The following is a 16,000-nucleotide window of genomic DNA, read 5'->3' on the forward strand; positions in this document are numbered from 1 at the left end:
TCGGGTTTTATTGTTAATATAATTGAAAGTTGTCACAGCCTTTCCAATAAATTTTTTATAGGTGAAATTTGAATTTTCGTGCATTCACGCTTTTAACACACTGGCTAATTTTAGTCATAACATTGAGTTTTTCAGTGTCTGTTTCAGCGCAAAAAAATGATCCTTATGACAGCTTAACCGAAGTAAAATTTGACCATTTCAGTACCGAAGGGGACCTTAATCAAAACTCGATTACTCGTCTGTTTATGGACAGCTCAGGAATGCTTTGGATAGGGACTCAAGACGGTCTACACAGCTATAATGGTGTTGAGTTTGATTTATACTTAAAACAGCCAAAAAATACCAACTCTATCTCAGGCAATTTAATTACTGATATTTTGCAGTCACCTGACGGCGATTTATGGATAGGCACCTTCAACAATGGACTCAATCGATTCAACCTCACTACGGGGGAGTTTACTGCGTTTAAACAACCCCAAGGCTTAACTGAGCTTCAGGTAACCCATCTTGCCGTGATTGGCGATACCTTGTGGGTAGGTACTCGTTCGGGTCTGTACATACTATCCTTAAAAACCGAAAAAATTATTCTCGTCAGTTTAGGCAATAATATCACGCCCAATATTACCAGCATTGCCAATATTGACGATAAATACATTGTCGTTGGCACTCAATCACATGGCACATTTGCCATTGATAGTAATACTATTATTCGGCTTGATATCCCGCTCAATATGACGGTAAACCAAATCAAATCCAGCTCTGTTTATTCCGTCTGGCTGGCCATCGACAACCAAATTTGGCGCTACAATCTCGATACCCATAAAAAAGAACTGATATGGTCGCATGATGATAGTTTTGGCGATAACCGTAAGATAATTGATTTTATCGTGGTTAATGCCAATCAAATTTTTGCTATCGGCAACAATACCGGTTTATTCAAACTCGATTTTATGGGTGGCAAGTGGCACAGCACGCTTTATAAACATGATCCGCAAAAACTCAATTCCATCAGTGCTAATACACTACAAAGCCTAATGCTAGATCAAAACGGCACCCTATGGATTGGTACAGGTTATTCGGGCATCGATAAACTAAATCTCAGCCATCAATATTTTAGCCATTTTTACGACTACCAAACCAATGCTCCGGGCATGGCAAACATGATCCGCGTCATTTTCAGGGACACACAGCAACGCCTGTGGATAGGCACCGATGGTGCTGGACTTAAGTATTTGGCCCCCGATGATAACCAATATCATTACATCAATGATTTATTTGCAAAAACATTAGCGATACCTACAGAACAATTATCCTTGATAGTGCATGACATTAAACAAGATAAACAAGGTTTACTATGGTTTGCCACCAATGTAGGGCTGTTTACCTTAGATAAGAGCAATACCCTGCAGCAAATTAAACCGGCAAACGCACAATTTTATGCCGATACCCAAATCCGCAGTTTAGCCTTTGATGACAAAGACCGTTTATGGATAGCCAGCTCACAAGGTTTGTATTTTATCTCTGAGTATACAAATCGCATGATGGCTTATAACTTCGGCTTTCAAGCTGATTTTTCGCCATTCAAATACCAAATTATTAAGCTTTATTTTAGCCAAGGTTATTTATGGCTAGGCACTATGGGCGGAGTGGTAAGGCTTTCAGCTGAAGCACAAAAACTAGACTTTTTGAGCCATGATTCAGAAAACCCTTACAGTCTGAGTGACAATCGTGTCAGAGACTTTTTGTTAGCAGAAAATGGCGACTTTTGGGTGGCTACTCATGGTGGTATAGACAAGCTAACAATAGAATACGGCACGTTTAAATTTGAAAGAATGGACGTCAACGCAGACAAAAGCAGTAATACAGTTTATGCGATTTTAGAAGACGAAAAACACGATTTATGGCTAAGTACTAACTCGGGTATTTCACGTTTTACTCCGAGTAATAAAAGCTTTATTTCTTATAATAAATTCGAAGGTTTGCAAGCCAATGAATTTAATGGTTCAGCTAAGTTTAAAGAGCTTAACGGTACCTTATGGTTTGGTGGTATTCGAGGCCTTAACCAATTTAACCCAAGCACTATTCCAAGCCAAAGGTCTGAGAACAAACTGGCGCTGACAAAATACACGATTGGTGAAACCCAACACCCTATTCGCGACTTAAGCCATGCTCCGCGCATTATCATGCCTTATGAACAACAACTCATCAGCTTTGAAGTCGGCTCGCTCAATTTCAGTTACCCAGGATTAAGCCGTTTTAGCTACTTTTTAGACGGTTATGACAACGATTGGCGCGAATTATCCCATGGCAACGAAATCACCTATACCAACTTACCACCTGGTGAATACAAGTTAGTGGTTCGTCATGCGCTAGGGACGAATAGATACAGCCAATACACACTTAATGTAAACGTGTCAGTAGTGCCACCAATGTATATGAGCAACACAGCTTATATTCTGTATATTACGGTCGGATTATTAATTATTGTTTGGTTTTTTTATGCCCGAAAGAAAAAACAGGCCAAGCAACGTGAATTTGACAACAGTATTCGCGCCTCTGAAGAGCGCTTAAAACTGGCACTTTGGGCTTCTGGCGATGGTATGTGGGATTGGAACATTAAAGACGATAAAGTCTATCGAACTAACATGATCGAGCCGATGAGTTTTTCGTTAAAAGATCAGTTATTGAATAAAAACATTGATCCAGAAGACCGACCACGAGTGCAAAAACTGCTTAACGATCACCTTAACGGTGAAAGTGAGTTCTTTGAAGCAGAGTATCGCGTTGAAACTAAACCTGGAGAATGGGCTTGGGTGTTAGATCGTGGTCAAATTGTTGAACGTGATGGCAATAATATTCCAGTGCGAATGGCTGGAACTCATAAAGACATTACTAGCCGAAAAATCACAGAAAACGAACTCAAGCTATCATCGCAAGTCTTGTTTAGTATGAACGAAGCCGTTGTCGTTGGTGAACTAGACTATCAAATACGCTCAATCAATCCAGCTTTTAGTCGCATTACTGGCTTTAAACATCGTGATGTTGTCGGTAAGCATTTCTTGTTTTTAACCATGGGAAAGCAGTCACGCGAGTTTTATAACTCAGTTGAAACCCAGCTATTAAGACACAAACATTGGGCCGGTGAAATTCACATTAGAACCCGCAACCGTCGCGGTATTCTTGCATGGCTAGAAATTAACCAAGTTATCGATAATAAAGGTGAAACGAGTCACTTTGTGGCGGTGTTCACCGATATTACTGCCCGTAAAAAAGCCGAAGAAGATTTACGAGTATTGGCTAACTTTGATCCACTGACCGGACTGCCTAACCGCACTTTATTCCAGGACAGGCTCAACCAAGCCGTGACGAAAGCACACCGTGCCAATAGCATCGTAGCATTGTTATTTTTAGATCTTGACCGATTTAAACATATCAATGACTCAATGGGCCACCACATCGGTGATTTACTGCTTAAAGCCGTCGCGCATCGCCTGCAAAATGCTGTACGAGATGGCGATACCGTTGCACGCTTAGGCGGAGATGAATTTACCATTATTTTAGAAGGTGTTGCCAAAACGAAAGCCGCCACCATTATTGCCGAAAAAGTGTTACACGCTTTTCAAACACCTTTTTTACTTGACGATAAAATACTGACTATATCACCGTCGATTGGTATCAGTTTGTACCCAGAAGATGCAGATGATACCACCTCATTGATTAAGTATGCTGATACCGCCATGTATCACGCAAAATCACTGGGGCGCAATAACTTCCAATTCTATACCGAGCAATTAAACCAATATGCTACACGTCATGTTCAGTTAGAGGCCGGACTTAAAAAAGCGATTCAAGACAATGAGCTATATTTGGTTTATCAACCTAAATACGATGTAAAAACTGAAAAAATTATCGGACTGGAAGCGTTAATGCGCTGGGAAAGCCCAGAACTTGGCTTTATTTCACCGGTTGAGTTTATTCCGCTAGCGGAAGAAACAGGCATCATCAATCAGATTGGTCAATGGGCTATTCAACAAGCCTGTAATCAACTGGCGCAATGGCATCAACAAGGTTTTGAGCATATATCTGTCGCCGTTAACCTTTCAGCCAGACAATTGAAAGCCGATATCATTTCGACCATAGAAGTCGCATTAGCGGTATCTGGATTACCGGCAAGCGCCTTAGAACTCGAATTAACCGAATCGATGATTATGGGTAACCCACAGGATTCCGTTGCCGTGCTATCGCAACTCAAAGCATTAGGCTTAACCATTGCGATTGATGACTTTGGTACCGGATACTCAAGCTTAAGCTATTTGAAACGCTTCCCAATTGATACCTTGAAGATTGATCGTGAATTTGTGCGTGATATAACTGAAGATCCTGACGATGCTGCCATCACTAGCGCCATTATAACCTTGGCCCACAGTTTAGAGCTTAACGTTGTTGCTGAAGGTGTTGAAACCCAAGCGCAATTGAATTTCTTACGTGAGGGGGGTTGTGATCAAGTACAGGGCTTCTTGCTCAGTAAGCCACTGAGTGCGGTTAATTGCCTTGCATTATTAACGCAAGACAAAGTTAAGATTAGTCATTCATAAGGCAAAATAAAAGCTCCATTTAGGAGCTTTTATGTGTATTTTACTGATTGAATAAACTATAAGCTATAAACTACGGTGCAACACGTTCAACGCGTTTTACCCAGCCTTGCGGTGCAGTAACGTTGCCTTTTTGTAGCTCAGTAAACAGCTTATAAATACGCTGAATATTAGGACCTACCTTACCGTCACCAACGGTCAAAACCCGACCATCTTCGAAGATATATGAACTGACAGGCGATACCACCGCAGCAGTACCAAATCCACCCGCTTCAATAATTTCACCCGCTTCAATATCAGCAATGAATTTATCTAACATCACCGTTTCTTGTCTTACTTCACAACCCAGCATATCCCCAAGTTCCATAATGGACTGAGAGGTAATGGATTTTAAAATGGTGTCTGTGAATGTCGGAATAATCACAGTGCCATCTTTTAAAATGTGAAAGTGATTCATCGCGCCAGCTTCTTCAATTTGAGTATTAGTTGAATCTAAATACAATACCTGCGATGCGCCATATTCTACAGCCGCTTTACCTGCACGCAGTGAAGCAGCATAGTTACCAGCAGCTTTTGAAGCACCAGTACCACCAGATACTGCACGGTGGTACTTAGTACTGATTAACAAGCGAATACCATTATTAACCCCAGAGGCATAATACGCTCCAGATGGGCTTAGCATTACGCAGAATGTATATTGCTGACTAGGGCTAACAGACAAACGATCTTCTGTTGCAAAAATAAAAGGTCGAATGTATAAACACGCACCTTGTTGCTGTGGGAACCACAAACGGTCAACATCAATAAGGGCATTAATTGCCTTTACTTGCATACTTTCATCGATATTCGGAATACACACGATATCGGCAGAACGGTTCATGCGCTCAGCGTTTTTATTTAAGCGGAAGGTGTAAATCTCGCCATCTTCGTGCATAAAGGCTTTAGCGCCTTCAAAAATTGATTGGCCATAATGCAATGACATTGCACCGGGTGCCATTTCAAACGGGCCGTAAGGAACTATGCGCGGATCGCACCATTGACCATCACGATAATCCATCAAAAACATGTGATCAGTACGAAGCTTACCGAAACCCACATCGCCTTCAGGCTTAAATGGCTCTGTGCGGCGCTCTGACGCTGATTTTAAATTATATTTTATGTCCATTGCATACCACCTTAAAAACTGAGCTTGCAGACTATGGAGGCTAGAGAATAATGTCAAGTCGCAGCCCTAGATCCTAAATCAAAATACGTCAATTGAACGTAACAAGCATCAATATATTTATTCATACTGCAACAGACAAACTGTCAGTGCATATCTCATTCTGTCACTAGCCTAATCACAACGCATCAATCAAGATTAATCAAAGTTATGTCACCAAGAATGATTATCCATTTATGGCTAACTTGCCACTGCTGCAATCACCGAAATTTCAACCAAGTATTCAGGTTCGGCAATCGCTGCTTGTACACAAGCTCTTGCTGGGGCATGCCCTTTGGGTAACCAGTTGTCCCACACTTGATTCATTGCATCGTAATCAACCATATCTTTAAGGTAAATAGTGGCTGATAAAATATGATCGCGTCGACTACCAGATTGTACGAGCAAGCTTTCGACCTCTTCAAGCATGGTAATAGTTTGGGTATTAATATCGGTGAACTTATCTTTAGCCACCTGGCCGCACAGATAAACGGTATTGTTGTGGATCACAATACTGCTCATGCGAGTGTTAACATCGAGTCGGGTAATTGTCATAAAAAGGTCTTTTACTGTCTTGGTTAGCAGATGAAAATAGCGCGATCTGAGATAAAGCACAATATAGTACGATTTATTGAATATATTTTAGCCACTTAGTTTTAAAGGCTATTCCTATAGGCCTTGTCACTGCTAGAATCGGGTTTCCATCCAGAAACGTATAGGACTCCCCATGAGCCTTGAATTATTGTCCCAACTGGAAACCAAAATCCAGGCAACTCTCGAAAATATTGAGCTACTAAAAATGGAGCTTGATGAAGAGAAGCAAAAGAACGAAGCGTTGCTTTCACAGCAACAAGAATTGACACAAAAAAACCAACAATTGCAGCAAGACCTAAACTCTTGGAGTGATAAGGTCAACGGCCTTGTTGGTTTATTGAATAACGAAATCTAAATGGATTGATACTGCTTTGATTGTATTTCAATCAAGGCATTTAATTCACTGATAGCCTGCTTAACTTTCGGCAGGCTTTTTTTCGTCTGTAAAAAGCGCCCTTTATCAAACTCGAGTAACCCTAAGTCTTTTACCCAAATCACGCCACTCAAAAAGATCCTAGCATGCTTAACTATCAATTTAGGTGCATAAACAGGGAACATTCTCATACGACTTCCTCCAAGAAAATACATGCACAAGGTGCAATGAAATAACGACGATAAGCCATGTATAAGTCGGAAATGTAAATGTTCAAAGCAGATATAAACCACTATTCACTTTCTTGTTAAGCACAACTTCAATGTCATCAAGTTTGACCACATGATGCCGAAAGAGTTTCATTAACATGCTATTTTTTATTGTTCTGATAAATCCCATAAATCTCAAGTGACACTTTAATGCCACTTGCCAATATTTTGACACCATGTTAAGATCTTTGATGTTACTCAGGGTAAAAAAGAGTCATTTGACTCATCTCCGTATCGTCTTTTATAGACATACGGTTTTTTTTTGCCTGCGATAAACTTCCACTCCGCGCAATCAACATCCCGCCTAAATCACAGCATCAGCCTCTTGTTTAAAAATATGAGTATTGTTTGATAACCTTTGCTGAAATTTAGACAACAAAAAAGGAGCCGAAGCTCCTTATTTAACAAACATAAGTTGTGTAGATTACTTTTTGTTCATTGATGTTAAGTAAAATGCGATATCAATTAATTCATCATAAGATTTAATCGAGCTGGTTTCGACGCGATATTTGCCGTTAACTACTAATGTTGGTACACCAGAAATTTTAGCATTTTCAGTATCACGCTTCATTTTCGACATCTGTGCGTTAACCATAAATGAACTTGCCGCTGCATCGTAAGCTTTACCATCTACGCCGTTAGCGATAAATACTGCTCTGATATCGTCTGCGCGAGTAAATTGCTGACGCTTGTCGTGGATAGCGCTAAATAAAGCTGCGTCCATTTTTTTCTCGACATTTAACTGCTGAGCAACCGCAAAAGCACGTGACATTTCTACGCCCATTTCACGACCGATAAACTCAACGTGGGACTGATTAAATGTGACACCTTCAGGTAAGTTCGCTTCAATTTTAGGCACTACTGTTTTAGAAAAATTAAAACAATGTGGACAATAGAATGAGAAAAACTCAGTAATTTCTGGCTTGGCGGTTTCAGGGCCATCATTAATAACCGTGTAATGTACACCTTCTTTATAATCGGCAGCCATCGCAGCCATAGGCGCTAGCAGGAGTGCAGCAGCCATCAGTAATGCTTTTTTCATTTTACTTCCTTCTAAATAGGCAAAAATATAAATACGCTGGCTCTATCATAGTCTAGCGTTAGCCTGTAACTCAATCGCTAGTCAATTGTATTTGTAACTAAATACTATTAGGTAGTGATTATGAAATATTGTTAATTAAAACTAGGTAAACTCAATGGTGGCTCATTAAGCGCAGATAACTGCTCCTTAAACGCCAGAGTTTGTTGTTCCCAATACTTAATATCGCCAAACCATGGGAAATTCATCGGGAATGCAGGGTCATCCCAGCGCTTGGCTAACCACGCATTATAATGCACCATCCGGAAAGCCCTTAACGGCTCAATGAGTGCCAACTGTCTCGCATCAAAATCACAAAACTCTTGATATCCCTCTAATAAAATATCAATTTGTAATAATTGCTGCTGACGATCTCCGGTCAACATCATCCATAAATCTTGTACTGCTGGCCCTTGCCTGGCATCGTCTAAATCAACAAATCCAGGTCCATCTGGTGTCCATAAAATATTACTAGGGTGTAAATCTCCGTGCAAGCGTATAGAGGTAAAATTGTGCTGCTGCCATATCTGCTTGGCTTTCTCTAAAACTTGCTCTACTACGGTGAAAAAAGCTGTCTGCATTGAACTGGCAACAATACCACTTTCGCGTAAATAGCGATAAGACTCATCGCCCAAAATGGCAGGGGTCAGCGATTCACGGTATTTAAAAGGCTGCATTGCGCCATATTGATGAATTCGGCCAATAAAGCGGCCAACCGATTCAAGTTGTTCAAGATTGTCTACTTCAAATGCCCGTCCGCCAATAGACGGAAAAAGACCAAAACGATAACCTTGATACTCAAATAAGGTTTTACCTTCAATAACCACAGGAACGGCAATAGGAATATCTTCTGCCGCCAATGCCAAGGCATAATCGTGCTCTTCTTGAATTTGTTCATTGCTCCAACGATGCGGCCGATAAAACTTCACCACATAACGAATGCCTTGATCGCAGCGGAATTGGTACACCCTATTTTCGTAACTGTTTAATGCTAATAGCCCCGTCTCAGGGAAGACGCCGATGCTTTCGATGGCATCTAAAATGAGATCGGGTCTCAATGCCTGAAAATGAAACTCTGCGCCTGTATCGTTGTCCATGTATACCTTCTTAAGCAGTTTGAATATGTGGGGCAAGTAGCGTTAATAAAAACGCTAATACGTCTAACTCATTTGCGCTATCGGTGGAAATCCAACAAATATCACCATAAAACTCATAATGTAACCATAAAGGGCTGCCTTCAAAGTTCAGTAACCATTGATGACGATCTGCGCCCCATTGGCGCTCTCGAATATCACAATCAAGTGCAGCCGCTAGCGGTTCTGCAAATCGTTCAAATTGCTCAAAATCCACTTCAGCTTGAATAACAATACTCAATGCTGCGGGATCTAATTTGGCTGATAATAATTTCATAATCGACTCAGATAAAATACATCAATTAACTGCTACAAGACATTATTAAGCCTTGTCCCCATTTAGGTGGGCGTTTGGCAAAATCTTCCATCTCAGGTTGTTCGTCAAAAGGACGTTGTAAAAGTTGTTGAAGTTGCAATAACTTGCTGTTGTCGCCATTTTCTTCAATCTCGATAATAGCTTCCTGGGCAAGGTAATTGCGCAAAATATATTTAGGGTTGGCACTATTACGCTCACATTGCCATGCATTCACATCCGCCACTTCACCTACTCGGTTTTGATAAGCTTGATGCCAAGTATCAAAGCCAGCAAGGTCGACCATATCGTCTCGTAAACTAGAATGCACACTACTCGGGTCTAGCTGGCCAAAACGGCGTAAACTATTGGTATAATCAAGTTGGTTAGTTTCGAGTAATCCGGTTAATTGCCCCACAAGCTGCAAATCTTTGTTATCGAATTCGGCCTGTTCCTCTGCATTAACAACATTTGGGTTAATATTGGATTGAGAAAGGCCTAACTTAGCGCGCATGAGTAATAAATACTGCTGAACTAATTCAAATTGATACGTATTTAGCGCTGCGATTAAATCATCCGACTCGATAATAGGCGTTAATGTTTGCGCCAAACGCTTGAGGTTCCATAATCCAATTCCTGGTTGCTGTCCAAAGGCATAACGACCTTCGTGATCGGAGTGATTACAGATAAAGTCTTCTTTAAAGGTGTCTAAGAAAGCAAATGGGCCAAAATCGAAGGTATCACCAAGTATCGACATATTGTCGGTATTCATCACCCCGTGAGCAAAACCAACAGACTGCCAATGAGCAATCATTTTAGCGGTAGACTGCACCACCTCATAAAACCATTTTTTGTAACCTGCTGCATCGGTTGATAAATGTGGAAAATGCTGTTGAATGGTAAAATTAACTAATTGAGTCAGTTTGGCTGCATCGCCTTGCTCGCTATGAAAGAAATATTCAAAATGGCCGAACCGAATGTGACTTTTTGCCAAACGTACCGTTATTGCGGCCGTTTCTTGGCTTTCGCGCCATACGGGTAAATCGGAACCAATAACCGCTAACGCACGGCTGGTAGGTACATTTAGCGCAGCAAGCGCTTCGGATACTAAAAACTCTCGTACTGCTGAGCGCATTACCGCCCGACCATCACCTTGGCGAGAATACGGTGTTGGACCGCCGCCTTTTAACGCGACATCCCAAGCCCCATTTGGACCAATAGCTTCACCTAATATAATTGAACGACCATCGCCCAATCTTGGTGTATAGCCACCAAATTGATGGCCACTATAAACTTGAGCGTAATAACTGGCACCAGGAGCTGCATAGTTGGCCGATAATTGCATCAACAGTTCAGTATTGGGTTTTTCTAAACCAATTAATTGAGCCGCGTCATCACTCCAACCCAGCCAATGAGGATTACTGATGGGTAAAGGATAAACTTGCGAATAAAAGCCTTCTAGTTGCTCAAAAAAATCTTGCTTAAACTGCATGATGCTTTGTACCCACGACCTGATTTTCACACTGCAATTGTTGCTTTTCATCTATCTGACACAACTCGCCACATGCAAACGCTTGCTCTGCAGGCACTGACGAGGCTTGCAAGCGTAACATTCCAGCACCTTTAGCTTGGCATTGCTCCAATGAATCGTAAAAACCGGCAATGTGGTCTTGCAGTACTATTTGGGTCGGTATAGGCGTTCTGTCTGCAACATAAAATAAGGTCCATTCAGGTGTACGAATACAACCGGCAAGTAAAACTACTGTGGCAGTAAACAGCAATGTTTTTGTTAATGTACGAGTCATTAATGTCATTTTAAACCTTGAAAGCATTGGATTTGAAGCAACAAAAAAGCGAACCAAGGTCCGCTTTCCTTTTGAATATCATACCTGATATCCATCCAACAGTATTGATTAGCCTGTTAGCTCGCTTTGGTTTTGGCCTTTTCGATCCGCTTTATGCGTCCTTCAAAGCCAGTGACAGTGCCGTCGGTTAGCTGGTATTCAAGCGCTTGCTCGCACACCTTAATCGCCTCATCAAACTGACCAACATCATTTAACAATGTCGATAACTGCATAAACGCTGGCGATTTGATTTCATCAGTGCTTTTTTGAGAGACATATTGTTGATGTAATGAGCGATATAACCCTACATAGGTTAATTGTAACGCCGCACCATATTGACAATAATCGCTCTGTTTACGCATTTTATAGCAATGATTAATCACACTGGCTAAGCCATTATGCTGGCTTTGAAGATCGTTAGCGTTATTGGCAGCATCAACCTGTTGCAGAAAACTTTCGCTGGCCCAATCGCCTTCAACACGGTTTAGACTCAAGGACAAGCCTTGATCACTTGGCGCATCAACCTCTGCAGTAGCAGATACTTTAGGCTCGGCGTCTGCATTGCTCACGTTAGCTTTGTTCTCGCTAGCTTTGTTCTCGTTTGCCGTAGCAACATCCTTAGGGGCAACTTCAGGCGCAGAAACCACCTCAGTGACTATACTTTCGGATTTAGGAGTTTTGGGCTTAGACTGTTCCGGAGCAATTTCGACAGCATCAACTGGCTCACTAAGAAGCTCCACTGGCGCTGTTGGCTTTTCGCTGAACTCGTCAACAGGATCAACATCAACTGAAATAAGTTCATCGGTCTTCACTGTAACCTCAGTTAATACCTCATCTGCTGCCGACTTATCCATAACGACATGCTCAGACTCTGCCATAGTCGTATCGTCTGCTGCCGTTAAAGGTTGAGCAACCTCACTTGATGAATGCGATGTGGCATTACGATCGGTTTTATCACGTTCTTGTTTTGCCACTGCTTGAGTACGTCTGTACAAATACAGAGCAATTGCAATCAATATGACAGTTAAAATTACCTTCATTAGGCTTCCACCTTGCTGATTATGTGCCAGAGCACATTGTTTTAACTCACTCACAACAGCATTCATTGTGAGGCAATGTAATGGTTTAATGATACTGCGCTGTTTTTTTAAGCACTAGCCATTATTATTTCAATGTACACTATAAAATCAAGTATTTATCTATTTTAATCTGTAACAAGTCGTAGACCACTCGCCATTTCGCATCAGTTTTAATCATTTTTGCGATCTCAACCTCAAAAAAAGGACATTTTGAGCCAAAGATCAAAGTTAAATAAGCGGAGTTTGTCAGCTACTATTGCCAAGTTTACACTACTAATATCCGACTGTTTTACTAAGGTATTTAATAAGAGATAACACTATGGATGATACAGAACTATTAAGCGGTAAATTACTCTACGAATTTCGAACCATGCAAGCTATGGTCGAAATCTACTGTAAAGCGCACCATCCTCTTAAACCCTCCCAGGGTGTATGCCTGCAATGTAGTGAGTTTTTAAGCTATGCCAATACTCGACTCGATCGGTGCCCCTACGGCCAAGACAAGCCCACTTGCAATAAATGCCCGGTGCATTGTTACAAACCTCATATGAAACAAAGAGCACGTGAAATCATGATGTATGCAGGGCCAAGAATGCTGTTACCTCATCCAATTTTTGCCATTAAGCATTTATTGGCAGAACGCAAACCGGCACCAGGCCTGCCGCCAGAAAGAGTTTCAAACAGACATTTACGTAAAGTAAAGCAAAGTTAATAACCGAGAACTACTCGGTTTACACAAAGTAGGTTAGTATTCACTATCGTCAAAGAGAGTGAAAATGAACCAATTTAACGATTTATTCATTCAAACATACTGGTGGCTCTCCTTGCTAGGAGGCATTCATTGTCTTGGAGTAGGCTTGTATGTTCATTATATTTACCAAAGTGCCACCCGCAGCCATAGCCTGTTGGCTGGGATCTTTTTACTTATCGGCTGTTATTTTTTAACCGGTTTACTTACCCCTGAAACCACCCCTATCCCGATACATTTAACCCTTACACTGTTTATCCCTATCTATTTTTTACTAATGCCAATGCTGTATTTATATTGTAAAAGCAGCCTAACAGCACAAGATTACCAACCACTGTTAATCAAACATTTTGGCTTTGCCATTATCATCGCCTTAGTGACCAGTTCAACCATATTATTTCATATTGGTATCGATCCAAAAAATTCCAATAACACCATTGGAACTCTGGGTGAAATAAACAGTATTAATCTATTAGCTGTGGTTTTACCCATCCTATTAATGCTACAAACCTTTGGCTATTTTGGGGCTATTTATCGTTTATTATCCCACTATCGCCCACAATATTTGGCCAATAGGCAGCCTAACTTACAAGTAATACGATTCCGCTGGCTAAGTGTATTAACTATCGGCATTCTCATTAATTGGATACTGCGTATCGTGTTGGTCTATTTACCGTTTTACTTAGGCGACTCCGTTTTATTATTAACCCAAGCGGTAACACGTTTAAGCCTATTATTAACCGTATATGTGTTGGCGTTATATGGCATCCAGCAAGTCACCCGATCGGCCTATTTGCGCGGGTCGCTCAATGCCTCCAACCAAGCTACGCCATCAAGCAAAGAGCCGCACACTGATCCACTGCTGGACGAGGAAGAAATAACTTACTTACATCATTTAATGGTCGATGAGGATGGGCGCGACCCAAACGATAATTCAACTGTAGAGAGGGATAAAAAAAAGGATGAGTAAGACAGAAAACTGACTGATTTCCCCGTACACATCACACTGAAAAAATGTTCAACCGTTTACCGATGCTCGCCGAGTATAAATGTTTATTAACTCGCACCCATTAGGGGTTATGCTACTCTATGGCGAGTTTTACCATGACAATTTAGTCACTGAGGTTATTTATGAAACGTTCTATTAGCTTAGTTTTTTCCAGTTTACTCGTGTTATTAAGCTTCGCGTTTTCAGCTCCTAGTTTTGCAAACGAAGATGCTTATAACGATGCCATCACTAATTTTAAAAAGGCCAATGAAAGCCGACATTTATTTAATACGGCTTATGGTTATGCAGTCTTCCCAACCGTAGCCAAAGGCGGTATCGGAATTGGTGCCGCATATGGAAATGGTCGTGTATACCAAAGCGATGCTTATATGGGGGATTCCACATTAACCCAACTATCTATTGGCTTTCAGTTAGGCGGACAAGCCTATAGTGAAATTATCTTCTTTAAAGATGCCAAAGCTTATAATGAGTTCACCAGCGGTAGCTTTGAATTTAGCGCGCAAGCGTCAGCAGTGGCCATTAACGTTGGTGCCAATGCGCAAGTTGGTACTACAGGTAATTCAGCAGGTGCAGGACAAGCAGGTAGTAATCATGCCGCAGCCGCAGCCTATATCAATGGTATGGCGATATTTACCGCCGCTAAAGGTGGGTTAATGTTTGAAGCCGCTCTCGCAGGTCAGTCGTTTACCTTTGATGGTAAGTAACCACTGCGAGTCTTAACACTCGTTAAGTACATAACATTCAGGCTGCCATTGGCAGCCTGAATTATTTGGAATAAGTGGTTTATTATCGCAGAGTCCAAACAATGGCATTAGCATATACACAGCGGTCAAATTAACCTTGCTGATGCATTTGTGGACAACCTACTACCTTACCTAGTATTGACGAAACGCTACGACGTTAATGGCCGCAGGCCATACACTCAGACTACAAATGACCGCAGACTACATCTAAAAATCACAATGGATAATATTATCAAAAAAGCTATTTATATCCCCAAGGTGCTGGCGGTAATGCTACAGGCTTAGAGAGGTCAAACTCGACTTTAAAATCTCGATCCTCACGACTTAAACGATAAGTAAAAGTATGCGCTTCAATCATCATCTGCCACTCATTAGTGACCGATTGCGTTAAGCCATGTTGCTTGAAGTTGGCAATAGACTCATCGTCCACAGGAAACGTTTGCAAGTTGGCAGTGCCAGTATCGCGGGTCTCTCCACCATACATAGTCACTTTATCATCGGTGCCATCTTTATGGCGATGATCATGCTTTAAGCGTAATCCGGTATCAGTTTGAGTTATCACCCAAGTGCGAGAGTGATCATCGCCAACATGAAATGGAATACGCAACTGATGATCGGTGCAATCTCTTACATGCATAATTAATGTTTTGCCACTAAAGCCATCTCCTTCACTGCCACCAGCAGTGATTTTACCGGCAAAAGCTTTGCCACAAAGAGCGCTAATCGCTTCAAAAAATTGCTTTTGCTGTACCGAGTTTGCGGCATAAGCAGGATTAACCAACATAGCGCTACCACACAGTAATGCACCACTGAGATATGCGCTAAGCCTAATTAACGTTGGCATAATGATCATTCCTTGTTTATCAAACCATTGAGTAATTTAATCAATAAAGTGCAGTCGTATAACAAAACGGCTACTGAGCAGACTAAATTAAAAGACGAAAGTACCGAACAAGATTACCTTGTTATTGGATCTATTGCTGCTAGAAAAACAAAACCCGCAAACGTTAATGCGGGTTTTTATGACAACAACTTAACGTGTTAG

Annotated in this window: 16 protein-coding genes; 6 read left to right on the top strand and 10 right to left on the bottom strand. The window is 41.3% G+C overall.

All coding sequences use genetic code 11. The annotated features are described in order from the left end of the window. Window positions 1-134 precede the first annotated feature (134 nt). Window positions 135-4,595: an EAL domain-containing protein gene (locus tag CXF88_RS13080; RefSeq protein WP_101087315.1), complete on the top strand. Its 4,461-nt coding sequence runs from the start codon at window positions 135-137 to the stop codon at window positions 4,593-4,595. Between the two features lie 70 nt (window positions 4,596-4,665). Here the strand turns inward: CXF88_RS13080 and CXF88_RS13085 are convergent, their stop codons facing one another. Both CXF88_RS13085 and CXF88_RS13090 read right to left on the bottom strand, forming a co-directional pair. Next, on the bottom strand, window positions 4,666-5,757 hold the full coding sequence (locus CXF88_RS13085) for a branched-chain amino acid aminotransferase (protein WP_101087273.1): 1,092 nt from the start codon (window positions 5,755-5,757) through the stop codon (window positions 4,666-4,668). Between the two features lie 237 nt (window positions 5,758-5,994). Then, entirely contained in the window at window positions 5,995-6,348 is a 354-nt protein-coding gene (locus CXF88_RS13090; protein WP_101087274.1) for a RidA family protein, read from the bottom strand. A 172-nt stretch (window positions 6,349-6,520) separates the two neighbouring features. Here CXF88_RS13090 and CXF88_RS13095 point away from each other — a divergent pair, with 172 nt between their 5' ends. Continuing rightward, window positions 6,521-6,742: a cell division protein ZapB gene (locus CXF88_RS13095; RefSeq protein ID WP_011635901.1), complete on the top strand. Its 222-nt coding sequence runs from the start codon at window positions 6,521-6,523 to the stop codon at window positions 6,740-6,742. Here the strand turns inward: CXF88_RS13095 and CXF88_RS13100 are convergent. The 7 genes from CXF88_RS13100 to CXF88_RS13130 form a co-directional block, all read right to left on the bottom strand. Then, window positions 6,739-6,951: a DUF1107 domain-containing protein gene (locus CXF88_RS13100; protein WP_101087275.1), complete on the bottom strand. Its 213-nt coding sequence runs from the start codon at window positions 6,949-6,951 to the stop codon at window positions 6,739-6,741. The two genes, CXF88_RS13095 and CXF88_RS13100, sit on opposite strands and share 4 nt — an antisense overlap. Window positions 6,952-7,453: 502 nt before the next feature. After that, on the bottom strand, window positions 7,454-8,071 hold the full coding sequence (locus tag CXF88_RS13105; protein ID WP_101087276.1) for a thiol:disulfide interchange protein DsbA/DsbL: 618 nt from the start codon (window positions 8,069-8,071) through the stop codon (window positions 7,454-7,456). A 131-nt stretch (window positions 8,072-8,202) separates the two neighbouring features. Continuing rightward, the gene (locus tag CXF88_RS13110; protein WP_101087277.1) at window positions 8,203-9,204 is read right to left on the bottom strand and encodes a serine/threonine protein kinase; all 1,002 of its coding nucleotides are present in this window, start codon (window positions 9,202-9,204) and stop codon (window positions 8,203-8,205) included. A gap of 10 nt (window positions 9,205-9,214) precedes the next feature. Next, window positions 9,215-9,517, bottom strand: a complete 303-nt coding sequence (locus CXF88_RS13115) for a DUF3630 family protein (protein ID WP_101087278.1) — start codon at window positions 9,515-9,517, stop codon at window positions 9,215-9,217. A 25-nt stretch (window positions 9,518-9,542) separates the two neighbouring features. Further along, window positions 9,543-11,024 (bottom strand): protein adenylyltransferase SelO, encoded by a 1,482-nt coding sequence (locus CXF88_RS13120; RefSeq protein WP_101087279.1) that lies wholly within the window; start codon window positions 11,022-11,024, stop codon window positions 9,543-9,545. Further along, window positions 11,014-11,346, bottom strand: a complete 333-nt coding sequence (locus CXF88_RS13125) for a hypothetical protein (protein ID WP_101087280.1) — start codon at window positions 11,344-11,346, stop codon at window positions 11,014-11,016. The genes CXF88_RS13120 and CXF88_RS13125 overlap by 11 nt, the downstream gene beginning before the upstream one ends. A gap of 107 nt (window positions 11,347-11,453) precedes the next feature. After that, window positions 11,454-12,416, bottom strand: coding sequence for a hypothetical protein (locus CXF88_RS13130; RefSeq protein ID WP_157822800.1), 963 nt, complete (start codon window positions 12,414-12,416; stop codon window positions 11,454-11,456). Window positions 12,417-12,774: 358 nt separating this feature from the next. Between CXF88_RS13130 and CXF88_RS13135 the strand changes: the two genes are divergently transcribed. From CXF88_RS13135 to CXF88_RS13145, 3 genes are all read left to right on the top strand, one after another. Further along, a complete protein-coding gene (locus CXF88_RS13135; protein WP_101087282.1) occupies window positions 12,775-13,167 on the top strand; it encodes a nitrous oxide-stimulated promoter family protein in 393 nt (130 codons plus the stop codon). A gap of 64 nt (window positions 13,168-13,231) precedes the next feature. Continuing rightward, a complete protein-coding gene (locus CXF88_RS13140) occupies window positions 13,232-14,173 on the top strand; it encodes a hypothetical protein (protein WP_101087283.1) in 942 nt (313 codons plus the stop codon). 161 nt (window positions 14,174-14,334) lie between these two features. Next, window positions 14,335-14,916, top strand: a complete 582-nt coding sequence (locus tag CXF88_RS13145) for a lipid-binding SYLF domain-containing protein (RefSeq protein WP_101087284.1) — start codon at window positions 14,335-14,337, stop codon at window positions 14,914-14,916. Between the two features lie 280 nt (window positions 14,917-15,196). On the opposite strand, the gene CXF88_RS13150 is transcribed toward CXF88_RS13145, so the two are convergent. After that, window positions 15,197-15,739, bottom strand: a complete 543-nt coding sequence (locus CXF88_RS13150; protein ID WP_242445159.1) for a hypothetical protein — start codon at window positions 15,737-15,739, stop codon at window positions 15,197-15,199. Between the two features lie 72 nt (window positions 15,740-15,811). On the opposite strand from CXF88_RS13150, the gene CXF88_RS13155 reads away from it, so the two are divergent. After that, window positions 15,812-16,000 (top strand): hypothetical protein, encoded by a 189-nt coding sequence (locus CXF88_RS13155; protein WP_101087286.1) that lies wholly within the window; start codon window positions 15,812-15,814, stop codon window positions 15,998-16,000.

Source organism: Shewanella sp. ALD9 (assembly GCF_002836315.1).
Classification (GTDB): domain Bacteria; phylum Pseudomonadota; class Gammaproteobacteria; order Enterobacterales; family Shewanellaceae; genus Shewanella.